This window comes from Pseudomonas sp. P1_C12, from assembly GCF_056406435.1.
This window is the reverse complement of sequence record NZ_JBFUAE010000011.1, coordinates 159701-184880: the sequence shown is the minus strand read 5'-3', so window position 1 is coordinate 184880 and position 25180 is coordinate 159701. Positions and strand designations below refer to the sequence as shown.

Here is a 25180-nt window from a genome sequence, read left to right as displayed (position 1 = left end):
ATCGGTTGAAGGTGTGGAGTCGCAACATCGTGGGTGATGAACAGTTTGAGTCGCCAACCGTCACACCTGGATCGCCTTCACTTCGACGAACTCGTTCAGCCCCTCCTCACCCCATTCGCGACCGTTACCCGACTGTTTGTAGCCACCGAACGGCGCCTGATAATTGAACGCCGCACCGTTGAGGAAGCACTGACCGGCGCGCATCTGCCGTCCCAGGTGCAAGGCGCGCTCGGAACTGCCGGCCCAGACGCCACTGGACAAGCCGAACGGCGAGTCGTTGGCGATCTGGATCGCTTGCGCCTCATCGGTGTAGGGAATCAGGCACAGCACGGGGCCGAAGATTTCTTCCTGGGCAATGCGCATGCGGTTGTCGACATCGGCGAACAGCGTCGGGCTGACATGGAAGCCGCGCCCCGGCATGTCACCGCCGCACAGCAGGCGAGCGCCTTCCTGCTGGCCAACCTTGATGTAGTCGAGCACGGTGCGTTTTTGCCCGGCCGAACACATCGGGCCGAGGAAGCTTTGCGGGTCGAGGGGATCGCCCATGCGCAGGCTCAGGGTTTGCGCCAGCGCCACTTCCACAGCCTCGGCGTAGCGGCTGGCCGGCAGCAGCATGCGGGTCAACGCGGTGCAGGTCTGGCCGGAATTGATCATCACGTCCTGCACGCCGTAGCGCACGGCCGCTGCCAGATCCGCATCCTCGGCGATCAGCAGCGGCGACTTGCCGCCCAGTTCCAGGCACACGCGCTTGACCGAAGGTGCCGCCGCTTGCGCAACCCGAACCCCGGCGCCGGTGGATCCGGTGAACGACACCATGTCCACGTCCGGGTGCTTGGCCAGCGCTTCGCCGACTTTCGAGCCCGGACCGCTGACCAGGTTGAACACCCCGGCTGGCAGGCCGATGTCCTCGATCATTTGCGCCAACAGGAAGGCATGCAGCGGAGTTTCCTGGCTCGGTTTGACCACCACGGTGCAACCGGCGGCCAGTGCCGGGGCCAGTTTGCCGATCAATTGGTGCAGCGGGTAATTCCACGGGTTGATGAACGCGCAGACACCCACGGCCTCGCGGATCACCAGCGAATTGCCGACTTCACGCACCTCGTCCATGAGATGAGCCAGTTCGACGTATTGCTCAAGGCCAGTGATCGGCCCATCGACCTGCACCGAACGGCACCATTGCACCGGCATGCCCAGCTCCATGGTGATGACCGAGGCCATCTCATCGGCACGATTGCGCAGTTGATCGGCCAGTGCACGGATATAGCCCGCACGCACGCTGGACGGCGTGCGCGACCATGAATCGAAGGCCCGGCGTGCAGCCGCCACGGCGTTTTCGACATCGAGTTCATCACCCAGCGGCACGCTGCCGCACACTTGCCCGGTGGCCGGGTTGATCACCTCGGCGATGCCCTGCCCCGAAGGTTTCTGCCAGCGACCATCAATAAACAACGCCTTGTGGTTAAGCATATAGCTGAGCCTCCATCAGTTCTTGAGCACAACGGGCAATGCGCTGGCAGGCATCGCGCAGCGGTTCGGCGCCGACCACCAGACCGAGGCGAATATGCCCCGCCGCGCTCGGACCAAAGGCCTCGCCAGCCAGTACCGACACGCCGTGGCGATCCAGCAGACGGTCGGCAAACGCCTGGGCGCTGAGCCCGGTCTGGCGGATATCGAGCATCACGAACATCCCGCCATCGGGTTTCAACGGCCGCACGCCGGGGCAATCGGCCAGGCTGTCGCACACCAGATCACGACGCTGGCGATACGCTTCGCGCATGGCTTCGAGCTCTGGCAGGTTGCTTTCCAGGGCCACCACGGCGGCGTCCTGAATGAAATCCGGCGAGCCGTAGAGCATGCACAACGCGAGGTTTTCCAGGTGCGCGGCCAGGGATGGCGGCGCCACCACCCAGCCGACGCGCCAGCCGGTCATGGCGTGGGATTTCGACAGGCTGTTGAGGGTCGCGGTGCGCTCGGCCATGCCCGGCAGGCTCGCCGGGCTGACGTGCTCGCCTTCGAACAGCAATTCGCTGTAGACCTCATCGGAAATCAGCCACAGGTCGTGGCCGATGCACAACTCAGCCAAGGCGACCCAGGTGCTGCGCGGCAGACTTGCGCCGGACGGGTTGTGCGGGCTGTTCAGTGCCAGCGCCCGGGTGCGCGGAGTGATGCGCGCGGCGACGTCTTCGGGCAGCACGCGAAAACCGTTTTCCGAGCGCACGGGCACCGGCACCACCACGGCGCCGCAAGCCCCGAACACCGCTTCGTAGGTGACGTACATCGGTTCGGCGACGATCACCTCGTCACCGGGATTGAGCACGCATTGGGCCACGCTGAACAGCGCACATTGCGCCCCGGCCAGCACGGTGACCTGATCGGCCGAAACGGATTGGCCGCTGCGCTGCTGATGACGTTTGGCGATGGCTTCACGCAGGGCACGCTTGCCGCGCACCTCGGCGTAGTGAGTGTTGCCGCTCAGCAGGCTGTCGATGGCGCCCTGCACGATAGGCTGTGGCGTGTCGAAATCCGGATCGCCCACGGACAACAGCAGAATGTCTTCACCCTGCTCGCGCAGTGCCAAGGCGCGGTAGTGAATGTCCCACGCGGCGGCGCCGTCGCCGGCGATACGTTGAGTCAGATCGGAAAAGCGCATGGCTTCATCCCCTTGAAATGCAGATCAATGCGCACAGGCATGTTTGAGTTCGATCAGGGTCACGCCGTTACGCTTGAAGCCGTGGCGCAGGTCGGTCTGCAACTCGGCCAGGCTTTGCGGCTGAGTCACGGTGCAGCCGAAGGCACGAGCGAGGGCGGCGAAATCCGGGTTGCGTGGCAGCACGCCGATGGGCTCGATGTCGAGGCCCAGCATGTCGTCGCGAATCTGCCCCAGCGCGTCGTTGTTCCACAGCAGCACCACCAGCGGGCTGTCCAGTTCTTCAACAGCCGTGGCCAGTTCCTGGGCGGTGTAGAGGAAACCACCGTCGCCCACCAGCACCAGGCCCGGCCGCTGCGGCGCGCCGAACTTGGCGCCGATCCCGGCCGGCAGGCCATAACCCAAGGTGCCGTAGCCGGTGGGGTGCAGCCAACTGCGGATCGCCAGGCTGTCGAAGGCGTAGTTGCCGGTGTAGGCCAGTTGGGTCATGTCGGTGCTGATGAACGCGTTGTCCGGCAGCTCCGTGGCGATACGGTCGAGAATCGATTGATGAATGGACTGCAACGGTCCATGGCTGGCCTTGACCGCTTCGCGCAGGGCGACAACCGAGGCAATGGCGGCGCCAGCGTCGCGCACGTCGGTGGGCAAACGCTCAAGCAACCCACTGAGGGTTTGTTGTGCATCGCCATGCAACGCCACCGCGCACGGGTAGAAGTCGTTGAACTTGCGCGGGTCGATGTCGACGCGCAGCAGCTCGGCATTGAGCGGCAGGCGTTCACGCCAGTAGTCGGTGTCGGCCATTTCGGTGCCGACCGCCAGCACCACGTCGGCCTCGGCGATGAGGTTCCAGCCCGGCTCCACACACAGGGATGAGCCGGCGTTGAGTGGCGCATCCGGCGGCAGCAAGCCCTTGCCGGCGACGCTGGTGAACAGCGGCGCAGCGAGTCGGGTGCTGATGTCCTGTAGCTGCGAAGTGGCATTGAGCGCACCACCACCGGCGATGATCATCGGCCGCTTGGCAGCCTTCAGTTTGGCCACAGCTTGATCGATGGCGGTAACGGATGCCGGGCCACGACCCGGACGACGCACTACGTCGTTGCTCCAGTCACGAGCGATCGGCGCTGACAACACGTCCAGCGGCACCGAGATGTGCACCGGGCGCGGGCGCTCGCTGTCGAACACCGCGTAGGCACGGGCGATCAGTTCCGGCAGATCTTCGGCGGTCAGCGCCACTGCGGAGAACGCAGTAATCGGCGCGGTCATCGCACGCTGGTCCTGACATTCGTGCAGGCTGCCCCAGCCCTTGCCAAGGCTGGCGCTGTGGTTGACGCTGGAAATCACCAGCATCGGAATCGAGTCAGCGTAAGCCTGGCCAATGCCGGTGGCGGCGTTGGTCACGCCGGGGCCGGTGATGACGAAGCACACGCCGGGTTTGCCGCTGACCCGGGCATAGCCGTCGGCCATGAAGCTGGCGCCCTGCTCATGACGGGTCAAGACGTGGCGGATGCCGCTGCCGGGCAAGCCGCGATACAGCTCCAGGGTGTGTACGCCGGGGATGCCGAACACGGTATCGACGCCGTAGTTGGCCAACAGACGCACCAGGGCCTGGCCACCGGTCAAGGATTTGCTTTGCATATTCATGTCCTCACTCGTGGCCGAGGCGAATCAACGCATCGACCGCAGTCGTGCCTTGGGCACCGACCAACAATGGGTTCACATCGAGTTCCAGCAGGTGTGCGGAGCTCTCGCAGGCGTAATCGGCCACGGCGCGGATCGCGGTCACCAAGGCGTCCAGGTCAGCAGACTCGCGTCCACGGAAACCTTGCAGCAACGGCGCGCTGCGCAGGCTGAGCAAGGCGTTGCGGATCGCGCCGTCGGTGGTCGGCAGCAACAGGCTGCGACTGTCCTTGAGCAACTCCACCAGAATGCCGCCGGCACCGATCACCAGCGCGAGGCCGAAATCGTTTTCGCGTTTGATGCCGACAATCAGTTCAGCCAGTGGCGGTTTGGCCATGGGCTCGAGCAATAGTTGATCGAACACTACGCCCGGGGCGTAGGCGGCAATGCTGGCGCGCATCTTCTCCAGTGCAGCGCTCAATGCCGCGCCGTCCTTGAGGTTCAGCGCCACGGCACCGGCCTCGGTCTTGTGTGGCAGTTGAGCGCTGACCGCTTTGAGTACCAGCGGATAGCCCAGGGTTTCGGCGTCTTTCAGTGCCTTGTCCGGGGTGCTCAATACGCCGTTGGGCGTTGGCAGGCCAAAGGCTTTCAACGCCTGTTTGGAGTTCCACTCATTGAGCAAACACCCCTCACCTTCCAGCGCTTGCGGGCATAACGGCACCAATGCTGATTCGCCCAAGGCCAGCAAGGCCTGGCGGTTGCGCTGATAACCGGCGATGCGACCCCACGCGGCCAGGCCATCTTCAACGCCTTGCAACGCCGCGACACCCTGCGCGTGCAAACGCTCGCGGGCATGGGGCGGCAGCAACTCGGGGAAGGCCGAAGTAACAAAACCGGTCTTGCCGTGACGTTGCAGTGCCGCGCAGTACAACTCCAGCAGCAGGTCGCATTCCTTGCGCTCGCCGGTGAACTCCGACGGGTAGTCGAGCACCAGCATCGCCGCATCGGCTTCGGTGCGCAGCGCACTGTCGAGCATGCGGTTCAAGGCTTCGCCGTCACCCCAGATCGCCGTGGTGAAATCCAGCGGGTTGACCAGGTTGGCGTAGCTCGGCAGCACTTGCGCGAGTTCGCCGACCTGTCCTTGATCGAGTTTCGGCAGGCCCAGGTCGTTGCGTTCGGCGTAGTCGGCAATCAACCCGGCGTCGCCACCGGAGCAGGCCAGCGCGATCAGGCTGTTGCCCGCCGGCAGATTGCCGCAAGCCGCGGCTTTGAGGGTTTCGACAAAACTCACCGGGCCGCTGACGCGGATCACCCCGAGACGGTCGAACAACGCGTCGTACAGCGCATCAGAACCGGACAGCGAACTGGTGTGACTCAAGGCCAGTTCGGCGCCGATCTGCGACACGCCGGTTTTCAAGGCAATGATCGGGACGCCCTTCTCCAGTGCCTTGTGCGCGGCGCGGGCAAAACCCGGCACGTTCTTCAGGCCTTCCAGATGCAGGCCGATGGCGGTGACGCGCGGCTCGTCGAGCAACACGTCCATCAGTTCAGCGACACCCAGTTGCGCCTGATTGCCGACCGAGGCCATGTAGGCCACCGGCAGCGAACGGTCGCTCATGGACAGGTTGTAGGCGAAGTTGCCGCTCTGGGTCAGCACCGCCACGCCCTTCTCCACTGCCTTGCCGCCATGGGCCACCGGCCACAGCGCAGAGCTGTGCAGGTAGTCGAGCAGGCCGTAGCAGTTGGGGCCGAGCAAGGCCATGTCGCCAGCGGCCTTTAGCAGTCGCTGTTGCAGGGCCTGGCCTTCGGCGCCGGTTTCGGCGAAGCCCGAGGCGTAGCAGATCGCGCCGCCCGCGCCGATGGCGGCCAGTTCGGCGACGCAGGTCAGGGTCAGTTCGCGGTTGGTGGCAATGAAGACAGCATCCGGTCCACAGGGCAGATCAGCAATATTGCGCACACACGGCACACCTTCAAGGCTGTCGTGTTGCGGGTTGACCAGCCACATCTGCCCTTGGTAGCCACCCTCGGCACAGCGCTTGAGGGCGCGGGCCATATTGCGGCCGCCGACGAACGCCACGTGTTGCGGCGCGAGCATGCGTTTGAGGTTGTCACGAATGGTTTGGGACATGGGAATTCTCCGGGCCGATCAGCGCAACAGCGGCCGCAGCAGCTCGCGGGAAATGATGTGGCGCTGGATTTCCGAGGTGCCTTCCCAGATCCGCTCAATCCGCGCGTTACGCCAGATGCGCTCCACCGGACCTTCGTCCATCAGGCCCATGCCGCCGAAGATCTGCACCGCTTCATCGGCGGCACGACCGAGCACTTCACTGGCGAACAGCTTGGCCATGCCGGCCTCGCCATCGGTCATGGTGCCCTGGTCCATTTTCCACGCGGTGTGCAGGGTCAGCAGTTCGGCGGCACGGATTTGCGTGGCCATGTCCGCGAGCTTGAACGACACGCCCTGATAGGTGCCGATCGGCTGGCCGAATTGCTTGCGGTCCGCCGCCCATTGCAAGGACACGTCCAGTGCGCGCTGGGCCTGACCGACGCAGTTGGCCGCGACCATCACGCGCCCGGCGGTCAGCCAGGCGTTGGCCACGTCCCAACCCTTGCCGACTTCGCCCAGCACTTTGCTGGCCGGCACGCGGCAGTCGTCGAAGAACATTTCGAAGGTGTGATAACCCCGGTTGCTCACGCACTTCGGTCCACGGCGGATGGTCATGCCCGGGGTGTTGCGGTCGACCAGGAACGAGGTCACGGCGTTACGCTTTTTGCCGTTGTGTTCGTAGGTGTCGGTCACGGCGAAGACGATGGCGAAATCGGCATGCCCGGCGTGGCTGATGAAGTGCTTGCTGCCATTGAGAATGAAGTCGTCGCCTTCACGCACGGCGCGGGTCTTGATCGCGTTGGCGTCGGAGCCGGCACCCGGCTCGGTCAGGGCAAAGCAGTCGATCTTTTCACCTTGGATGCACGGCAACAGGTAGTCGTTGATCTGGTCGCCGGTGCAGGCCATGAGGATTTTCGACGGCCGCGCGACAAACACGTGCAGCGCCCAGGACACCTTGGACAGCTCACGTTCGATCAGCGCCTGGGACAGGTAGTCCAGGCCGCCACCGCCCACTTCTTCGGGCATGTTGAAGGCGTAGAAACCGGCGGCGATCGCCTTGCCGCGAATCTGTGCCGCCAGTTCCGGGGAGACCTCGTCGGCGCGGTCGACCTGCTCTTCATAGGGCAGCAGTTCCTTCTCAACGAAGCTGCGTACCGAGTCCACCAACATTTCTTGTTCTTGGGTCAGTTGGAAATTCATGCTGCTACCTGTTGTTCGTGTTCTGGGAGATGGAGAGGAATCAACGGCCGATGAAGCGTGCCGGGCGTTTTTCCATGGCGGCACGCAGGGCTTCGTTGCCGTCTTCACTGCGACCGCAGAGCAGGCCGGCGGCGAGTTCGGCTTGCAGCTGTTCCGGCAGGCTGCGTTCGGCGCCTTCGCGCATGAGTTTTTTGGTCTGGGCGAAGGCAAAGGTCGGGCCGGCGGCCAGGCGTGCGGCCAGTTCGTTGGTGACGGTCAGCAGTTGCTCGTCAGCGCAGACTTCGCTGACCAGTCCGGCGGCCAGGGCACGGTCGGCGCCCCACAATTCGTCGAGAAACAGCAGGCGCTTGGCCTGCTCGCTGCCGATCAACCGCGGCAGGTGCCAACTCGCGCCAGCATCCGGCGAATACGCCATGCTGGTGTAGCCGGCCTTGAAACGTGCCGATTGCCCGGCGATGCGCAGGTCGCAGCACAGGGTCAGGTCCATCCCGGCGCCGACGGCGGTGCCGTTGATGGCGGCGATGGTCGGTTTTTCCAGGCTGTGCAGGCGGGTCATCAAGGCATGGGCGGTTTCGGTCCAGCCGTAGGTTTCCAGGGCGCCCCGGGCTTCGGCATCGGCCCATTCATCGAGGTCGGCGCCGGCGCAGAAGCTGCGGCCACTGCCCGTCAATACCACCACGCGCACCGCCGGATCGGCATTGAAAGCGTCGAGCAAGCCGTGCAGGTTTTTCAGCGTCGGAATGTCCAGCGCATTGCGCTGGGCAGTGCGATTGAGGGTGATCCAGGCAACGCCTGCTTCGACCTGGCTGAGCAGCGACGATTGTGTGGTCATGGGAATCCTCGAATTATTGTGATGGGTCTGAGGTGATGCGACTTGAGGCCATACTAAACGAGTGTTCAGTAAGGCGGCAATTGGTGGGGGAATGGGCTGTAACAAGCCAATGAAATCGCTAAAGCATTGTTTTTATTAGATTATTTATCGATTGCGTTGAATGGGTCGCTGGCGCTGTTACAACTTCGAACAACTGCTGACAGCAGACAGGTCGCAAATCTTTTGCCCACCACAAAACCAATGTAGGAGCGAGCCTGCTCGCGATGAGGGAATCACATTCAACATCTCTGTTGGCTGATCAACCGCTATCGCGAGCAGGCTCGCTCCTACAGGGGGGATGTGTCTATTTTGAGGGATCAGGCAGTCGGCAAGCTCGGCGCCAATACACCCTGACGCTTGCGATGGATCAGGAAGTACGCGCCATAGCACAGCGCAATGAAGCCAAAGCCCCAATACAGCGACGGACGCTGGGTTTCATCCAGGGCCAGGAACACGAACAGCGAGCAGCACAGCGTGATGCACATCAGCGGCAATACCGGGAACCACGGTGCGCGGTACTTCAGGTCGCTGAGTTTGCCGCCGTCACGCAGATACGCCTTGCGGAACTTGTACTGCGCCAGCGCGATGACAATCCAGGTCACGGTGCCGGCCATGCCGCTCACCGCCATCAACACCATGAACAAGGTGTCGGCGGCGACGAAGCTGGTCATCAGCGACACCAGCGCGAAGCACAATGTGATGCTCAAGGCGCGCAGCGGCACGCCACGCTTGCTCAGCGGTGAAAGACTTTTCGGCGCCATGCCGGTTTTCGACATCGCCCACAGAATGCGCGTCGAGGCATACAGGCCGGAGTTGCCCACCGACAGGATCGCCGTGAGGATCACGAAGTTCATCAGGTCGGCGGCGTAGGGAATGCCGACCATGTCGAACACCTGCACGAACGGGCTTTCCATCAGGCCCGCTTGCTGCCACGGCACAATGGCCGACAGCACGATGATCGCCAGCACGTAGAAAATCAGCACGCGGAACACCACGTTGCGTACGGCGCGGGGAATGCTTTTTTCCGGTTGATCGGTTTCACCGGCGGCCACGCCCATGATCTCGCAACCCTGGAACGCGTAGACCACGGTCATCATCACCGCGAACACCGCCGACAGGCCGTTGGGGAACAACGAATCGCCGATCAGGTTGGTCGCCATCGGTGCCGGTGCGCCGCTGCTCAGGGGCATCACGCCGAAGATCACCAGTACGCCGACCACGATGAAACCGAGAATCGCCGCGACCTTGATCCCCGAGAACCAGTATTCCGCCTCACCGAAAGCGCGGGTGGCCATGGCATTGATGCCGAACAGCACCACCACGAACAGCGCCGACCAGTACCAGATCGGCACCGTCGGGAACCAGCGGGTCATCAGCATGCCGGCGGCGGTGAACTCCAGGCCCACAGTGGTGGCCCAACTCATCCAGTACACCCAGCCGATCATGAACCCGGTGGCCGGGCCAATGTATTTAGTGGCGTGGGTCTGGAACGAACCGGACACCGGCATCTGTACCGACAGTTCGCCCAGGCAGACCATCACCAGGTACATCAGGAAACCCGCGACCAGGTAAGCCAGAATCGCCCCCACCGGGCCGCCCTGATTGATGGTCACACCGGAGCCCATGAACAACCCGGTGCCGATGACGCCGCCCAGCGACAGCATGAAGATGTGACGGCTCTTGAGGGCACGGGTCAGCTGGATGCCTTTATGATCAGTGCTGCGATCAGTATTTTCGTTCATGTCGGCACCTCAGCAGTCAATGAGGTGTGCAGCGCGCGACAGGACGTCACGGCGCAGGGAGGGATCAGCTTTACGGCAATTCATTATTATTATCTCCAATAAGCTTCGAAGACCGCGCTGCGGCGGTTACGTCGATTATTGGAAAGCCATGTAAGTTCGCGTTGACCGTAAAGATCGAAGTTGTACAAAGTCGTAACAAACTTGTACGTCAGCTCTGCAACAGGCCTTTGAGGGTATCGAGCGAGTGCTGCAATTGCTCATCCAGCACCGGGCTCAGGCGCTGGATCGCCGATTCATCGTTTGCCAGCGCCAAGGTCTCCAGCGCCCTCAAGGTGCTGGCCAAGGCCCGAAAACCCAGGGAGTCGCAGCTACCGGCCAGGCGGTGAGCCAATTGCGCAACCTCAGTGCAGTCGTCGGCGGCCATGGCTTCATGCAGCGCGTCGCGGTGTTGCAGGATCGAGTCACGCAGCAGCGCCAGCAGACTCTGGACCTTTTGCTCGCCGAGCAGGCTGCGATGGGTCTGCAACAGCGGCCAGTCCATTGCCTCATCGCTCAGCAGCGACTCGGCCACAGGCGCATGCCCTTCCAGCACCTGGCGCAGGTTTTCCAGCTTCAAGGGCTTGGCCAGGACACCGTTCATGCCGGCCTCCAGATAACCGCGCACCAGCGCCGGCTGCACGCTGGCGGTCAGGGCGAAGATGCGGGTGTGGCGATTCGGCCCGTCGCTGTTGCGGATCTGCCGGCACAACTCGACCCCGCTGATGCCCGGCAGATGCACGTCCAGCAGCAGCAGATCGAAAACCCGCGCCGCGCAGTGTTCCAGCGCCTGTTCTGCCTCTTCGGCCAGCCATACCCGGTGACCGTCCCGCTGCAGCAAACCCTTGGCCACTTCGCGGTTGAGCACCACGTCTTCGACCACCAGGATGTTCAGGGCCGGCCCCACCGCCCGCACCGGTTCCGCCTCAACCACGCCGCTGGCCGGCTGCAAGGACAGCTCGAACCAGAAACAACTGCCGCGCCCCACTTCACTGTCCACACCGATGCAACCGCCCATCTGCTCCACCAGATGTTTGCAGATCGCCAATCCCAGCCCGGTGCCGCCAAACCGTTGCGCGACTTCTTCGCTGGCCTGGGTGAAACGCTCGAAAATCTTCGCCTGCATCAAAGGGGCAATGCCGATGCCGTCGTCCGTGACACTGACCCGCAGCCGCTGCCCCGCCTGTTTGCCGGTTCCGCTGAGAAGCGCCACCTCGACGCTGACTGCGCCGCCTTCGGTGAACTTGATCGCGTTGGCCAGCAGGTTGCTCAGCACCTGCCGCAGGAACTGCTCGGCACCGTGGTGATACTCGGCAATGCGCTGATCGACCCGGCAACTCAGGATCGTATCGTTGTTCAGCGCGCGCGGTTCCAACAGTGTCAGTACCTCATCGAGTAACTGGCGCAGCGAGAAATCCACCGGCTCGGGATGGCTGACGCCCTCCTCCAGCTTGGCGAAATACAGCACTTCATTGAGGATCGTCAGCAAGCCTTCACCGGCCTTGTGCAAGGCGTCCAGGCGTTTGCCGTCCTGGGCATCCAGGCGCGCGCCGCGCAGCAATTCGGCCATGCCGAGAATGCCATTGAGGGGCGTGCGCAGTTCGTGGCTCATGGTCGCCAGGAACCGCGACTTGGCGAGGTTGGCCGCTTCCGCCTCGTCTTTGGCGCGCATCAGGCTGGCGGTGCGGCGCTCGACCATTTTCAACAGCTCGTCACGGTTGTCCTGCAAGGCCAGGCGATCGGTTTCCCGGCGCTCGATGTCCCGCAGGATCGCCCGGCGCATGTCATCCAGTGCGTGGGCCACGGTGTCGATTTCGTCGCTGCCGCGGCGCTTGTCCAGGTGCAGGGGTTCCTGCCATTCACCGGCGGCGATGCGCCGGGCAAACTCGGCCATGACTTTCAGGTGCCGGGTCACCAGTCGATAAAACAGCCCCGACAAGGCAACGGCCAGACCGCAGAGGAACACCGCCATCCACAACAGGCTGGTCAAACCGGTGGCGTAGAGACGCTGGTACACCGCCCCCAGATCGGTACTGACCTCCAGCTCGCCAAGGTGGCGCAAAGGGCCTGACGGCGGCTGATAGTCCAGGGCAAAGCGCTCGATGCGCAGCGGTCCCGTGGGGTGCGGATTGCCCTGTACCAGGTCGAAATCGGCGCCGGTCAAGTGCACCCGCGCGACGTCGGAGAAGTCCACCAGCCCGCGCAACTGCACGTTCAACTGTTCCTGGTTCAAGTCCCAGAGGCTGCGTTCCAGGCTGGCCAGGTAGCCGGCGCGGATCAGCTCCATGCGCGAATCGATATCGCGCATTTCCCGCCGATACTCGATGTACAGTTGCACGCTGCTGGCCAGCACGGTGAAGCACAGGCTGAACAACAGAATGAACAGCAACAGGCGTTGCAACAGTCCACCGGGACGGGCGCGAATCATTGCGCATCTGCCGGCAGATTGATCATGTCACGGTAGGTCACTTCGCTTTCGTTGAGCCAGCGTTCGATGTCGCCGGCATCGACCATGCGCTGCAACTGCGCATTGATCTCGGGCATGCGCTGGGCCAAGGGTGAGCGCCGCGACACGGCGACGCGCAGATAGTCCACGCTCAAGGCCTTGGGCAAGGCAATGATGTCCTGGCCGCCGGGCAGGTTTTCCACATACAACTGGCCGGTGCGCCGCTCCTGAGTGATGAAATCGATGCGCCCGCGAATCAGCTTGCCGAAGTTCTGGTGGCTGTCGGAAACCCATTCGATATTGTTGTTGTGCGCAACCATGCGATCGAACTCCACACCGTAGCTCTCGCCGAACAACAGGCCGCCACGGTAATGGGCCAGATCGTCCAGTTGTTCGAATGTAACCGGGTGTTGGCGGTTGATGAACAGCGCCACTTCTTCACGCAAGACCGGCACCGTCGAGAACAGCATGCTCTGTTCGCGTTGCGCGGTGCTGTAGGCCAGCACCACATCGACCCGGCCTTCAGCGGCGTCCAGCAGGCAGCGTTTCCAGTTGCCCAGCACGACCATCTCGACCTCATACCCCAACTGGCCGAACAGGCTTTTCACCACGCTCGGCGCCAGGCCGCGCACCTGCTTGCCGTCGCTCCAGGAGATCGGCGGGTACACCGGGTAATCGCAATAGCGAACCTTGTCCGCCGCGACGGCATGGCCGGCCACCAGCATCGCCAGCAGGCAAAGCCATCGCGCCATCAGGTTCAGGCTGCCACGCCAGCGGTGAACAGGTAACCGGCGCCATGGATGGTGATGATCAACTGCGGTTCGGCCGGATCGTCGTGCAACTTGCGGCGCAAGCGCCCGACCAGCACGTCAATGGAGCGGTCGTTGGGCACCCATTCGCGGTTGCGGATCTGGTCCATCAACTGATCGCGGCTGAGGGTGTGGCCGCTGTTGCGCAGGAACACGCTGAGCAATTGGTATTCGCCATGGGTCAGCAGGGTTTCGCTGCCGGACGCATCGATCAGGCGACGGCGGTCGGTGTCCAGTGACCAGTCGGCGAATTGCTTGACCGGTTTGGCCACCGCGACGGCAGGTGCTGGCGTTTGCGCATGACGTACCCGGCGAATCAGGTTTTTCGCCCGGGACACCAGCTCCCTTGGATTGAGGGGTTTGATCACGTAGTCATCGGCGCCGCATTCGAGACCGACGATGCGGTCGATTTCGTCGTTGCGCCCGGTGATCAGGATGATCCCGACTTCCGAACGCACCCGCAGCTCGCGGGTCAGGGTCAGGCCGTCCTTGCCCGGCAGGCGGATGTCGAGCATCACCAGGTCCACGGCCTGGCCGGCGAGGAAGGTTTCCGCCAGTTCCGCCGTGGCGGCGCAATGGACGTCGTAGCCTTCCTGGGACAGGTAGGCGTGCAACAGATCGCGAATCAGCGGATCGTCATCGACGATCAATACCCGAGGAGTCATCGCTTGGTGTCCGGCTCAGGCCCGAGGGCCAGTTTCTTATTAGAGTGTTTTCCCGCTTCGGCGCCAGAGAGTATCCAGTACTGAACGACTGATCAACAGTCGCTCGTCTGCACGCAAAAGCGCTGACGGCCGCCGGCCTGCAACCCGTCGACCCAAGCCTCGCAAATCTGGATGCCCTGCTCCGGGGTGAAGGTGCCAGGGTTCAGCCCGGACTCCAGCCACAAGCCGTCGAGCAACGCGCTGAGGCTGATGGCGGCGAGGTCGGCGTCGAAGTTTTCCCAGCCCTCCTCCCGGGCCAGTTCCGCCAGCACCTTGCGCAGGACGCCGCGATACTCGCCATAGGAATGATCGTGGGCCTGGTTGATGGCCTCGGCGGTTTTCACCGCGCCCCAGAACGCCAGCCAGGCATCGAGCAGTTGCGGATCGAGCAGTTCGGCGGAAAACGACCCGCGGAAAAACGCCGACAAGCGCTCCCGGGCATTCGGCGCGGCTTGCTCCATGGCGTCGCGCAGCAAGGTCATGACCCGCCCGGTGATCGCCATGTAGGCCTCGGCCACCAGTTCATCCTTGCCGGAATAGTGATGGCTGATCAGCCCCACCGAAACCCCGGCCTCGGCAGAAATCTTGCGGATCGACGCGCCCTGGAAGCCATGACGCTTGAGGCACACCAGGGTCGCTTCGATCAGGTTGGCTTTGCGCAACTCCGGTTCCATGCGGGAAAAACGGGCTTCCTGATTCATGGGCGACACGCTCCTTGGTTCAATCGTTTAGGCCTGCGCGGGTTAGCGGCGGGCTGAACGACTGTACAGCAAGAGTGTGCCATTTCTCCAGTCAGTTGCCAGTCTGATAGACCGCGGCGCCTGCTTCGCTGGCAAGCCAGCTCCTACAGGTTATCGGGTTGCCACACATTTTTGTGGTCGACACCCCCCCCTGTAGGAGCTGGCTTGCCAGCGAAGGCGCCAGCCCATTCATCGCAGAGACTTGATCAGTCCCGATACCCCGGCGCCACTCGATCCAGCATTCGCAACAACGCCGCCCAGGCCAGTTGCATGGCATCCGGATCGCTCAGTTCACCCTCCTCCGGCGGCCGTCCCGGATCATTGAACTGGCGTTCTGTATGCGCGCAAACCTCGTCGGACGGCAATACCACCTCACCGGCAGCCTGCGCGGCCAACTGAATCTCACAAGCCTTTTCCAGGTAATACATACGCAGGAACGCCTGGCTCACCGTCTCGCCGACGGTCAGCAAGCCATGGTTGCGCAGCATCAACACCGGCTTGTCACCCAGGTCCGCCACCAACCGTTGCTGCTCACTGAGGTCCAGCGCGACACCTTCATAGTCGTGGTAAGCAACACGGCCATAGAACTCCATGGAAATCTGGTTCACCGGCAACAACCCGCACTTCAACGCCGCCACCGCGCACCCGGATTTGGTATGGGTGTGCAGCACGCATTGCGCATCTTCACGGGCGCCATGAATGGCACTGTGGATCACGAAACCGGCCGGGTTCACCGGGTACGGCGACGACTCCACGGCATGACCATCGAGGTCGATCTTCACCAGATTCGACGCAGTGATTTCATCGAACATCAACCCGTAAGGGTTGATCAGAAAGTGATGCTCCGGCCCCGGAATGCGCACCGAGATGTGAGTGAAGATCAAATCGGTCATGCGAAAGTGCGCAATTAAACGGTAACAGGCCGCCAGCTCCTCGCGCAGGCGCTGCTCGGTGGCGTTGCGTTCAGGGGCCAGGTAGCTGGCGATGTTGTTCATGGTTGTGGTTCTCCAGGCTGATCGGCTGGGGCAGACGGTAAGGCTGGACGCTTGGACACGTCCAGCCATCCGCGTTTATTTGCTGGCCCAGGCGTTGAAGCGCTCTTCCAGTTCTTCGCCATGATCGACCCAGAAACCGACATTCATCGACAGTGCGCCCTTGAGGTTCTGCGGCGCGGTGGGCACCCATTGCGCCAGTTTATCGTCCAGCCGTGCGGCGGCCTGGGTGTTGGTCGGGCCGTAGGGAATCTGCTGCACGTAGTTGACCTGGGCGTCCGGCTGGTTGGCGAAGGCGATAAAGCGCTTGGCCTGATCCACATGCCTGGAGCCTTTGATGATCGCCCAGTAGTCCATGCCGTACAGGCTGCCGGGCCAGACCAGCCCGAGGTGGCTGCCTTTCTGCGCGGCGTCGGCGATGCGTCCGCTGTAGGTCGAGGTCATCACAACATCGCCGGCGGTCAGCCATTGCGGCGGTTGCGCGCCGGCCTCCCACCACTGGATGTAAGGCTTGAGTTCAGTGAGTTTGGCAAATGCCCGGTCCACGCCCTGTGGGGTGCCGAGCACCTTGTAGACGTCTTCGGTCTTGACCCCGTCCGCCAGCAAGGCGAATTCCAGGTTGTACACCGCGCGTTTACGCAGCCCACGCTTGCCGGGGGTTTTCTTCACGTCCCAAAAGTCTGCCCACGAGGTCGGGGCCTGGGCCAGTTTGTCGGTGTCGTAGGCAATCGCCACGCTCCACACCAGCGCGGCGGAACCGCATTCCTGCGCCGCTTCGGGGATCAACTGGTCGGCGTGGCCCAGGCGGGTCCAGTCCAGCCGCTCGTACATGCCTTCCTCGCAGCCGCGCATCAGGTCCGGGCCTTCGATCTGCACTACGTCCCAGTCGACGTTGCCGGTGTCGACCATCACTTTGATCCTGGCCATCTCGCCGTTGTATTCGCTCTGGATCACCTTGCTTTGATCCACGGCGGCGAACGGTTGAAAGAACGCCACGTCCTGGGCTTTTTGTCCGGCTCCGCCGTATCCGACCACCACCATGTCCGATGCTGCCTGAGCGCTGCCCAGGCCCATGGCCACGGACAACACCAAGGGATAAAAACCGTGCTTGAGCGTGTGCGACTTCATCAGTGGTTCCTCTTGCAGGTGCCACGGGACCCAAGGCCCATGCAGCCCTTTTTTATTGTTGTGAGGTTCGGCCCGGGAGCGGGCTCGAGACGAAACTACTGCAAGGCATAGTAAAAAAACAAGTTGATTTTTTACTGAAGGTAAATTTCTATAGGCCAATAATAACAACCGAAAACCTAATGCCTCTGTAGGAGCGAGCTTGCTCGCGATGGACCTGAGGGCGACGCGTTCATCCAGACAACACGCGTTATCGTTAACGTCCATCGCGAGCAAGCTCGCTCCTACAGGCCAGCCTGCCAGGAGTACCCGCCCCATGCCGACCTCGACACCCGCCTTCGCGCACCTGTTCGAACCCCTGGAGATCCGTGGCAAGCGCCTGAAGAACCGCATCATGTCCAGCGGGCACGACACCTCGATGCCCACCGACAACCTGGTCAATGAACAATTGATCGCCTATCACCGGGCACGTGCCGAAGGCGGTGCCGGGCTGATCGTGCTGCAAGTGGCCGGGGTGCATGACAGTGCGCGCTACACCTCCCACGTGCTGATGGCCACCGACGACGCGTGCATCGAGGGTTACCGCAAACTGGCGCAAACCTGCCATGCCCACGGCACGGTGGTGTTGTCCCAGGTGTTCCATCCGGGGCGGGAGATCATGGAGTCCAGCGATGGCCTGCTGGCGGTGGCCTACTCCGCCTCGTCGGTGCCCAACGAACGCTTCCGGGTGATGCCCCGCGCGCTGGATCAGGCGATGATCGACGAGATCGTCGACGGTTACGCCGCTGCCGCCCGCCGCCTGCATCAGGCCGGGATCGATGGCGTCGAGGTCGTGGCCAGCCACGGTTACCTGCCGGCGCAATTCATCAACCCGCGGGTCAACCGGCGTACCGATGGCTACAACGGTGAGCTGGAACAGCGTTTGCGTTTTCTGCGCGAAGTCATCAAAGCCGTGCGCGCGGCGACCGACGAGCAGTTCATCGTCGGCCTGCGCATCTCCGCCGACGAGCGCGACCCGGAAGGCCTGACCGAGGACGAATCCCTGGCCGCCGTGCAGTCACTGCAAGCGCAGCTCGATTACGTGCATATCGTCGCCGGTACTTCGGCATCCCTTGGCGGCGCGGTGCATATCGTGCCGCCCATGGCGATCGAAGCGGCATACCTGGCTAAAGAAGCCGGGACATTCAAGGCGAGTCTGAACATTCCTTTGTTCGTCACCGGGCGCATCAACCAGCCCCAGGAAGCCGAGCTGATTCTGGCTCGCGGCCAGGCCGATGTGTGCGGCATGACCCGGGCACTGATCTGCGATCCGCAAATGCCCAACAAGACCGACACCGGCCGCGTCGAAGACGTGCGGGCGTGCATTGCCTGCAATCAGGCCTGTATCGGCCACTTCCACAAGGGCTTGCCGATTTCCTGCATCCAGCACCCGGAAACCGGGCGCGAACTGATCTTCGGCGAACGCCGACAAGCGCCACAGCGCAAACGCATCATGATTGCCGGCGGTGGTCCGGCCGGGATGAAAGCCGCCACCGTCGCGGCCCAGCGTGGTCATGAGGTGACGCTGTACGAAGCCAGTTCGCAATTGGGTGGTCAGGTGTTGCTCGCGCAGTTGCTGCCACGGCGCAGCGAGTTCGGCGGTGCCAGCACCAACCTGCAGCGGGAAATGGAGCTGGCCGGTGTGCGCGTGGTGCGCAATACCCGGGTCGACCGCACGCTGGTGGAGCAGGAAAAACCGGACATGGTGATCGTCGCCACCGGTGCCGAGCCCTACTGGCCAGCCTTCGAGCGCGGCGGTGAATTGCAGGTGGTGGACGCCTGGCAAGTGCTGCGCGATGAAGTACAGATCGGCCGTTCGGTGGTGGTGGTCGACTGGCGCTGCGACTGGATCGGCCCCGGCATCGCCGAACGCCTGGTCCGCGCCGGGCATCAGGTGCAACTGGCGGTCAACGGCACCCATTGCGGAGAAAACCTGCCGCTGTACGTGCGCGATCAACTGGCCGGCGAGCTGCATAAACTGGGGGTTCCGATCACGCCGTACGCGCGGCTGTACGGCTGCGATGACAACACGGTCTACCTGCAACACACCGCCAGTGGCGAACCGATGCTGATGGAGAATATCGATACGCTGGTGCTGTGCCAGGGCCACCAACCGCTGGATACGTTGGGTGATGAACTGCAAGGGCTGGTGGAGTTTCGCCGCATCGGCGACTGCCTGGCGCCGCGTACCGCCGAAGAAGCGATTTATGAAGGCTTGAAGGTCGCGTGGGAGCTTTAAGGCTGTTTATACTCCGGGGCTTTAGATTCAAATGATCGCTCTCTGTAGGAGCGAGCTTGCTCGCGATGGTCGCTAACGATGACGCGTGTTTTCTGGATAAGACGCGGTGTTCTGAAGTCCATCGCGAGCAAGCTCGCTCCTACAAGGGGCGAAGTGCAGCCCCCGGTTCGGAACATTCCATGAGCAACAACAGCAAGACCCCGCCCGCATCAGGCAGCGCCGAACCGCATTTCCTCGGCACGCGCATTCGTGGCCTGCGCAAGCGCCGGGGCATGACCCTGGCGGAACTGGCGCAACAGAGCGAACTCACCGCCGGCTACATCAGCCAGCTGGAACGCAACCTCGCCTACCCGTCGATTCCGGCGCTGTTCAACATTGCCCGCAGCCTCGGCGTGACCATCCAGTGGTTCTTCGCCAGTGAAGCGGTCACCGCGCCCGAAGACGATGGCATCGTGGTGCGCAAGAGCAGCCGCCTGAACGTGCATTACGAAGACGGCATCGTCGACCAGTTGCTGACGCCGCAAGCCAACCGCCAACTGGAAATGCTCCACTCGCGTTTCCCGCCCGGCACCTACAGCCAGCAAAGCTACAGCCACGACGGTGAAGAAGCCGGTTACTTGCTCTCGGGGAGTTTCGAGTTGTGGGTTGGCGAGCGCCATTTCCAGCTCAATGAAGGCGACAGCTTCAGCTTTTCCAGCCAGGAGCCGCACCGCTACGGCAACCCCGGCGATGTCGATGCGGTGGTGATCTGGGTGATTACACCGCCGACGTTCTAACGTCGGCTGCGACCGCTTGCCTGACTGGTACTCGCACGCTTGAGGGTGTCACTCGGCAACTCGTTGAACAACGCGCGATAGCTGCTGGAAAACCGCCCCAGATGCCAGAACGACCAATGCATGGCAACTTCAGCCACGGTGGTTTGCGTGGGCGTGCGGCTCAGCAGTTCGCGGCGGGCACTGTTGAGTCGACGCAGGCGCAGCCACTGGGTCGGCGACATGCCGGTGTAGGTCTTGAACGCATGCTGCAACTGGCGCAGTGAAACCCCGGCCACCTGGGACAACTCCAGCAGGTTGAGGTGTTCTTCCGGGGTGTCCGCGGCCCATTCCCCTACCCGCTTCATGATCGCCCGCTCCCCGGCCCGACGCTGCAATGCACCCTGGTCGAGGCCGACACAGGCGTTGTCGAGAATGAACAGGCAATCTTCCAGCAATTGCTGGGTCAGCGCTTCGCGGCTCGGTGGATCGAAGGTTTGCGACAGCCGCGTCAAGGTGCCGCTGAGCCAACGGCAGAACAGCGCGTTCTGCTGGGAGTTCAGCGGTGCCATGAACAGCCCTTCGAGCCTGGCGATGTCGAGGCTGTGGCGCTTTACAAACTCCGGCCCGAACACCACGGCGATTTCCTGGTAGTTCTCCGGGGTGATCCAGATGTTGCGGCTTTCGCCATTCAACACGTACAGCGCGTTGTCGCCGCGATCGAAACAGAACGACAACGAGCCCTGGGGCGCACTGAAATTCTGCTCGACCCGGGTGTTCATCGACTCTTCGTAAATCTCCACGCCCTGCAGGTCCAGATAACGCACCCTACCCGCGAAATGCCCCGGCGACATCTGCTGGTATTGCTGCACCCAGCCCGGCGTGGCGCGGATTTGCTCGGCGACATCGGCGGTGTTGAAGGCTTGGACCTGGAGGGAATTGGAACCTGTCATGGGGCGACCTTACGCACTCTTTTGGTGCGCTTTGTGCTGCTTAAAGTGGATAGATGGAACTGCAAGGCTCGCACAAGATAGTCGTCAACGCGCTACAGGGGAAGTGTCCGGCGGATGAAACCGGTCTCTCCTGGCGTTAATAAAACCAATAACGAGGTCTTTATGAATGTCCCTTTCGATCAGCTGTTCACTTGGCTGAAAGATCACAAGATTACCGAAGTCGAGTGCGTCGTCAGCGACCTGACCGGCATTGCACGCGGCAAAATCGCACCCACCAACAAGTTCCTGCATGAGCGAGGCATGCGCCTGCCGGAAAGTGTGTTGTTGCAAACGGTAACCGGGGACTTTGTCGACGACGACATCTACTACGACCTGCTCGACCCGGCCGATATCGACATGGTCTGCAAGCCGGACGCCGACGCCGTCTACGTGGTGCCATGGGCCATCGAGCCGACCGCCATCGTGATCCACGACACCTTCGACAAGTTCGGCAACCCGATCGAACTGTCGCCGCGCAACGTGCTGAAGAAAGTCCTGCAGCTGTACACCGACAAAGGCTGGCGGCCGATTGTCGCGCCGGAAATGGAGTTCTACCTGACCCAGCGCTGCGAAGACCCGGACCTGCCGCTCAAGGCGCCGATGGGCCGTTCGGGCCGAGCCGAAAGCGGTCGCCAGTCGTTCTCCATCGACGCGGCCAACGAATTCGATCCGCTGTTCGAAGACGTCTACGACTGGTGCGAACTGCAAGGTCTGGACCTCGACACGCTGATCCACGAAGACGGCCCGGCGCAGATGGAAATCAACTTCCGTCATGGCAACGCACTGGACCTGGCCGACCAGATCACCGTGTTCAAACGTACCATGCGTGAGGCGGCGCTCAAGCACAACGTGGCGGCAACCTTCATGGCCAAGCCGGTCGGCGACGAGCCGGGCAGCGCCATGCACCTTCACCAGAGCGTGGTGGACATTGCCACCGGCCAGCCGATCTTTGCCGATGCCGATGGCAACATGAGCGAGCTGTTCCTGCATCACATCGGTGGCTTGCAGAAGTACATCCCGAAAGTGCTGCCGATGTTCGCGCCGAACGTCAACTCGTTCCGCCGCTTCCTGCCGGACACCTCGGCACCGGTGAACGTCGAATGGGGCGAAGAAAACCGCACCGTCGGCCTGCGCGTGCCGACCTCAAGCCCGGATGCCATGCGCGTCGAGAACCGTCTGCCGGGCGCTGACGCCAACCCGTACCTGGCCATCGCCGCCAGCCTGCTGTGCGGTTACCTGGGCATGGTCGAGCGCATCGAGCCGAGCGCTGCGGTGCAAGGCCGCGCCTATGAGCGTCGCAACCTGCGCCTGCCGATCACCATCGAGGACGCCCTGACCCAAATGGAAGAGTGCGACACCATCGGCCGCTACCTGGGCAGCAAATTCGTGCGGGGCTATGTCGCGGTCAAACGCGCCGAGCACGAGAACTTCAAGCGGGTGATCAGTTCGTGGGAGCGTGAGTTCCTGATGCTGAGCGTTTAAAGCCCTCGCTCCCCCAAGGGATCACACATCCCCCTGTGGGAGCGGGCTTGCTCGCGAAAGCGGCCTGTCAGTCAACGATGATGTTGAATGTACCGGCCTCTTCGCGAGCAAGCCCGCTCCCACAGGAGGACACAGAACACCAAAGATTTGCCTGAAGAATCCAATAATTCCAAGAAGGTATCGATATGCGTCTTTTGAAATCCGTGGTCCCGGCCGCGCTGGCGGTCTTGTTCAGTGCCGTTGCCCAGGCCCAACCCCAGGTCAGCGTGTACAACTGGACCGACTACATCGGCGAAACCACCCTCGTCGACTTCCAGGCCAAGACCGGGATCAAGGTGATCTACGACGTATTCGATTCCAACGAAACCCTGGAGGGCAAGCTGCTTGCCGGTCGTACCGGGTATGACGTGGTGGTGCCGTCCAACCACTTCCTCGCCCGCCAGGTAAAGGCCGGCGCGTTCCTCAAGCTCGATCGCGAGCAACTGCCGAACTTCAAGAACCTCGACCCGAAACTGCTGGCGCTGCTGGAGAAAAACGATCCGGGCAACTCGCACTCGGTGCCGTACCTGTGGGGCACCAACGGCATCGGCTATAACGTCGACAAGGTCAAGCAAGTGCTGGGCATCGATCACATCGATTCCTGGGCCGTGCTGTTCGAACCGGAAAACATCAAGAAGCTCAGCGCCTGCGGCGTGTCGATGATGGACTCGGCGGACGAAGTGTTCCCGGCGATGCTCAATTACATGGGCATGGACCCGCGCAGCGAAAGTGTCGAGGACTACAAAAAGGCCGAAGCCAAGCTGCTGCAGATCCGCCCCTACATCACCTACTTCCACTCCTCCAAGTACGTCTCGGACCTGGCCAATGGCGATATCTGTGTAGCGTTCGGTTATTCGGGTGACGTGTTCCAGGCCGCCAACCGCGCCAAGGAAGCCAAGAACGGCGTGAACATCGCCTACGCCATTCCCAAGGAAGGCGCCAACCTGTGGTTCGACCTGCTGGCCATCCCCGCCGACGCCAGCAACCCGAAAGAAGCCCACGCCTTCGTCAACTACCTGCTGGACCCGCAAGTGATTGCCAAGGTCAGCGCTTCGGTCGGCTACGCCAACCCGAACCCGGCCGCCAAGCAGTACATGGACCCTGAGCTGGTCAGCAACCCCGAGGTTTATCCGTCCCAGGAAGTCCTCGACAAACTCTACATCTCCACCACGCCGCCGCAGTCGATCATGCGCCTGATGACCCGTTCGTGGAGCAAAGTGAAGTCCAACAAATGAATCAGTACACCAAGGAACACGCCCACTCCTATTACGCAGCGTCCGCCAAGGGCATGAGGCAGCGTCCCGCGCTGTCCTCGGACCTGGAGGCCGATGTCTGCGTGGTCGGCGCGGGCTTCACCGGCATCAACACCGCCATCGAACTGGCCCAGCGCGGGCTCTCGGTGGTCCTGCTGGAGGCTCGGCGGATTGGCTGGGGCGCCAGCGGGCGCAACGGCGGCCAGTTGATTCGTGGCATCGGTCATGACGTCAGCGGCTTTGCAAAGCACATCGGTGCCGAAGGCGTGCAATACCTGGAGTACGCCGGGACCGAATCGGTGCAGGTGGTGGCCAATCGCATCCGAGAGCAAGGCATTGATTGCGACTTGCGCTGGGGGTTCTGCGAACTGGCCAACACCCCGGCGCATTTTGCCGGGCTGAAGGCCGAGCACGCGCAATTGCTTGAGTCTGGTTACGCCCATGAAACCCGCTTGATCGAACCGGGCCAGATCCGTGAGCACGTGGTGGACTCCGGCGTTTACGCGGGCGGTCTGGTAGACATGGGCTCGGGCCACCTGCATCCGCTGAACCTGACGCTTGGCGAAGCGAACGTCGCCGAGTCCTTGGGCGTGCAGATCTTCGAGCAGAGCCCGGTGCTGGAGTTGATCCACGGCAGCACCGTGCAGGTGCGCTGTGCCGGCGGCACTGTGCGTGCGGGCACGTTGGTGCTGGCTTGCAACGCGCATCTGGAAGAACTCGAACCGAAGCTCAGTGGCAAGGTGCTCCCGGCGGGTAGCTACATCATCGCCACCGAACCCTTGTCGGCAGAGGCCGCCGCAGAACTGATCCCGCACAACCTCGCGCTGTGCGACCAGAAAGTCGGACTGGATTACTACCGGCTCTCGGCTGACCGGCGTTTGTTGTTCGGCGGTGCCTGTCATTACTCCGGGCGCGACCCGGCGGACATCGCTGCCTACATGCGCCCGCAGATGCTCAAGGTGTTCCCGCAACTGGCCAATGCGCGCATCGACTTTCAATGGGGCGGCAAGATCGGTATCTCGGCCAACCGCTTCCCCCAGGTCGGGCGCCTGAGCCAGCACCCGAACGTGTTCTACGCCCAGGGTTACTCCGGCCATGGCCTGAACGTGACCCACTGGTGCGCGAAGTTGTTGGGCGAAGCGATCCATGCCGGCCACAGCAAAGGCTTTGACGTGTTCAGCGCCGTGCCGCACATGACCTTCCCCGGCGGACGCGCCCTGCGCTCACCGTTGCTGGCCCTTGGCATGTTCTGGTATCGGATGCGGGAAGTGCTGGGTTGACCGGGTAGCCGTGGCGAGGGAGTTCCCCCGCCTGGCCGACAGAAATGCAGCGGTCTTGAGCAAGACCG

General features: G+C 62.6%; 19 protein-coding genes. 5 read left to right on the top strand and 14 right to left on the bottom strand.

Going from position 1 to position 25180, the window contains the following annotated elements; genetic code table 11:
* Nucleotides 1-60: 60 nt before the first annotated feature.
* The 13 genes from AC1D19_RS19635 to AC1D19_RS19575 all read right to left on the bottom strand — a co-directional run bounded on the left by AC1D19_RS19635 (nucleotide 61) and on the right by AC1D19_RS19575 (nucleotide 17039).
* Nucleotides 61-1467, bottom strand: coding sequence for an aldehyde dehydrogenase family protein (locus AC1D19_RS19635; protein WP_477764219.1), 1407 nt, complete (start codon nucleotides 1465-1467; stop codon nucleotides 61-63).
* On the bottom strand, nucleotides 1460-2650 hold the full coding sequence (locus AC1D19_RS19630) for a pyridoxal phosphate-dependent aminotransferase (protein ID WP_477764218.1): 1191 nt from the start codon (nucleotides 2648-2650) through the stop codon (nucleotides 1460-1462). Before AC1D19_RS19630 ends, AC1D19_RS19635 begins: the two co-directional genes overlap by 8 nt.
* Before the next feature lie 24 nt (nucleotides 2651-2674).
* Complete coding sequence (locus AC1D19_RS19625; protein ID WP_477764277.1) at nucleotides 2675-4282, bottom strand: 5-guanidino-2-oxopentanoate decarboxylase; 1608 nt, start codon at nucleotides 4280-4282, stop codon at nucleotides 2675-2677.
* Between the two features lie 10 nt (nucleotides 4283-4292).
* Nucleotides 4293-6392: an acetate--CoA ligase family protein gene (locus tag AC1D19_RS19620; protein ID WP_477764217.1), complete on the bottom strand. Its 2100-nt coding sequence runs from the start codon at nucleotides 6390-6392 to the stop codon at nucleotides 4293-4295.
* An 18-nt stretch (nucleotides 6393-6410) separates the two neighbouring features.
* A complete protein-coding gene (locus tag AC1D19_RS19615; protein ID WP_414918358.1) occupies nucleotides 6411-7571 on the bottom strand; it encodes an acyl-CoA dehydrogenase family protein in 1161 nt (386 codons plus the stop codon).
* Nucleotides 7572-7611: 40 nt separating this feature from the next.
* On the bottom strand, nucleotides 7612-8403 hold the full coding sequence (locus AC1D19_RS19610; RefSeq protein ID WP_477764216.1) for an enoyl-CoA hydratase/isomerase family protein: 792 nt from the start codon (nucleotides 8401-8403) through the stop codon (nucleotides 7612-7614).
* A 356-nt stretch (nucleotides 8404-8759) separates the two neighbouring features.
* Entirely contained in the window at nucleotides 8760-10184 is a 1425-nt protein-coding gene (locus AC1D19_RS19605) for an amino acid permease (RefSeq protein ID WP_477764215.1), read from the bottom strand.
* A 208-nt stretch (nucleotides 10185-10392) separates the two neighbouring features.
* Nucleotides 10393-12648, bottom strand: a complete 2256-nt coding sequence (locus tag AC1D19_RS19600) for an ATP-binding protein (protein WP_477764214.1) — start codon at nucleotides 12646-12648, stop codon at nucleotides 10393-10395.
* On the bottom strand, nucleotides 12645-13418 hold the full coding sequence (locus AC1D19_RS19595; RefSeq protein ID WP_477764213.1) for a substrate-binding periplasmic protein: 774 nt from the start codon (nucleotides 13416-13418) through the stop codon (nucleotides 12645-12647). The genes AC1D19_RS19600 and AC1D19_RS19595 overlap by 4 nt, the downstream gene beginning before the upstream one ends.
* Before the next feature lie 5 nt (nucleotides 13419-13423).
* Complete coding sequence (locus AC1D19_RS19590; RefSeq protein ID WP_477764212.1) at nucleotides 13424-14140, bottom strand: response regulator; 717 nt, start codon at nucleotides 14138-14140, stop codon at nucleotides 13424-13426.
* A 92-nt stretch (nucleotides 14141-14232) separates the two neighbouring features.
* A complete protein-coding gene (locus AC1D19_RS19585; protein ID WP_477764211.1) occupies nucleotides 14233-14880 on the bottom strand; it encodes a TetR family transcriptional regulator C-terminal domain-containing protein in 648 nt (215 codons plus the stop codon).
* 245 nt (nucleotides 14881-15125) lie between these two features.
* A complete protein-coding gene (locus AC1D19_RS19580; RefSeq protein ID WP_477764210.1) occupies nucleotides 15126-15914 on the bottom strand; it encodes a class II aldolase/adducin family protein in 789 nt (262 codons plus the stop codon).
* Between the two features lie 75 nt (nucleotides 15915-15989).
* Entirely contained in the window at nucleotides 15990-17039 is a 1050-nt protein-coding gene (locus tag AC1D19_RS19575; RefSeq protein WP_477764209.1) for an ABC transporter substrate-binding protein, read from the bottom strand.
* 313 nt (nucleotides 17040-17352) lie between these two features.
* On the opposite strand from AC1D19_RS19575, the gene AC1D19_RS19570 reads away from it, so the two are divergent.
* The gene (locus tag AC1D19_RS19570) at nucleotides 17353-19314 is read left to right on the top strand and encodes an oxidoreductase (protein ID WP_477764208.1); all 1962 of its coding nucleotides are present in this window, start codon (nucleotides 17353-17355) and stop codon (nucleotides 19312-19314) included.
* A 179-nt stretch (nucleotides 19315-19493) separates the two neighbouring features.
* Nucleotides 19494-20090, top strand: coding sequence for a cupin domain-containing protein (locus tag AC1D19_RS19565; RefSeq protein WP_477764207.1), 597 nt, complete (start codon nucleotides 19494-19496; stop codon nucleotides 20088-20090).
* Here AC1D19_RS19565 and AC1D19_RS19560 read toward each other — a convergent pair.
* Nucleotides 20087-21019 (bottom strand): helix-turn-helix domain-containing protein, encoded by a 933-nt coding sequence (locus AC1D19_RS19560; protein WP_477764206.1) that lies wholly within the window; start codon nucleotides 21017-21019, stop codon nucleotides 20087-20089. The genes AC1D19_RS19565 and AC1D19_RS19560 overlap by 4 nt on opposite strands.
* 162 nt (nucleotides 21020-21181) lie before the next feature.
* On the opposite strand from AC1D19_RS19560, the gene AC1D19_RS19555 reads away from it, so the two are divergent.
* From AC1D19_RS19555 to AC1D19_RS19545, 3 genes are all read left to right on the top strand, one after another.
* Nucleotides 21182-22540: a glutamine synthetase family protein gene (locus AC1D19_RS19555; RefSeq protein WP_150813217.1), complete on the top strand. Its 1359-nt coding sequence runs from the start codon at nucleotides 21182-21184 to the stop codon at nucleotides 22538-22540.
* A 185-nt stretch (nucleotides 22541-22725) separates the two neighbouring features.
* Nucleotides 22726-23814, top strand: a complete 1089-nt coding sequence (locus AC1D19_RS19550) for a polyamine ABC transporter substrate-binding protein (protein ID WP_046037074.1) — start codon at nucleotides 22726-22728, stop codon at nucleotides 23812-23814.
* The gene (locus AC1D19_RS19545; RefSeq protein WP_477764205.1) at nucleotides 23811-25112 is read left to right on the top strand and encodes an NAD(P)/FAD-dependent oxidoreductase; all 1302 of its coding nucleotides are present in this window, start codon (nucleotides 23811-23813) and stop codon (nucleotides 25110-25112) included. Before AC1D19_RS19550 ends, AC1D19_RS19545 begins: the two co-directional genes overlap by 4 nt.
* The last annotated feature ends 68 nt before the right edge of the window (nucleotides 25113-25180 follow it).

Bases quoted from the DNA above. Each gene is read 5' to 3' on its own strand.
- AC1D19_RS19555 (WP_150813217.1), top strand. From the start codon at position 21,182: ATGAATGTCCCTTTCGATCAGCTGTTCACTTGGCTGAAAGATCACAAG.
- AC1D19_RS19585 (WP_477764211.1), bottom strand. From the start codon at position 14,880: ATGAATCAGGAAGCCCGTTTTTCCCGCATGGAACCGGAGTTGCGCAAA.
- AC1D19_RS19635 (WP_477764219.1), bottom strand. From the start codon at position 1,467: ATGCTTAACCACAAGGCGTTGTTTATTGATGGTCGCTGGCAGAAACCT.
- AC1D19_RS19550 (WP_046037074.1), top strand. From the start codon at position 22,726: ATGCGTCTTTTGAAATCCGTGGTCCCGGCCGCGCTGGCGGTCTTGTTC.
- AC1D19_RS19575 (WP_477764209.1), bottom strand. From the start codon at position 17,039: ATGAAGTCGCACACGCTCAAGCACGGTTTTTATCCCTTGGTGTTGTCC.
- AC1D19_RS19590 (WP_477764212.1), bottom strand. From the start codon at position 14,140: ATGACTCCTCGGGTATTGATCGTCGATGACGATCCGCTGATTCGCGAT.
- AC1D19_RS19545 (WP_477764205.1), top strand. From the start codon at position 23,811: ATGAATCAGTACACCAAGGAACACGCCCACTCCTATTACGCAGCGTCC.
- AC1D19_RS19625 (WP_477764277.1), bottom strand. From the start codon at position 4,282: ATGCAAAGCAAATCCTTGACCGGTGGCCAGGCCCTGGTGCGTCTGTTG.
- AC1D19_RS19565 (WP_477764207.1), top strand. From the start codon at position 19,494: ATGAGCAACAACAGCAAGACCCCGCCCGCATCAGGCAGCGCCGAACCG.
- AC1D19_RS19570 (WP_477764208.1), top strand. From the start codon at position 17,353: ATGCCGACCTCGACACCCGCCTTCGCGCACCTGTTCGAACCCCTGGAG.
- AC1D19_RS19560 (WP_477764206.1), bottom strand. From the start codon at position 21,019: ATGACAGGTTCCAATTCCCTCCAGGTCCAAGCCTTCAACACCGCCGAT.
- AC1D19_RS19620 (WP_477764217.1), bottom strand. From the start codon at position 6,392: ATGTCCCAAACCATTCGTGACAACCTCAAACGCATGCTCGCGCCGCAA.
- AC1D19_RS19630 (WP_477764218.1), bottom strand. From the start codon at position 2,650: ATGCGCTTTTCCGATCTGACTCAACGTATCGCCGGCGACGGCGCCGCC.
- AC1D19_RS19605 (WP_477764215.1), bottom strand. From the start codon at position 10,184: ATGAACGAAAATACTGATCGCAGCACTGATCATAAAGGCATCCAGCTG.
- AC1D19_RS19610 (WP_477764216.1), bottom strand. From the start codon at position 8,403: ATGACCACACAATCGTCGCTGCTCAGCCAGGTCGAAGCAGGCGTTGCC.
- AC1D19_RS19595 (WP_477764213.1), bottom strand. From the start codon at position 13,418: ATGGCGCGATGGCTTTGCCTGCTGGCGATGCTGGTGGCCGGCCATGCC.
- AC1D19_RS19615 (WP_414918358.1), bottom strand. From the start codon at position 7,571: ATGAATTTCCAACTGACCCAAGAACAAGAAATGTTGGTGGACTCGGTA.
- AC1D19_RS19600 (WP_477764214.1), bottom strand. From the start codon at position 12,648: ATGATTCGCGCCCGTCCCGGTGGACTGTTGCAACGCCTGTTGCTGTTC.
- AC1D19_RS19580 (WP_477764210.1), bottom strand. From the start codon at position 15,914: ATGAACAACATCGCCAGCTACCTGGCCCCTGAACGCAACGCCACCGAG.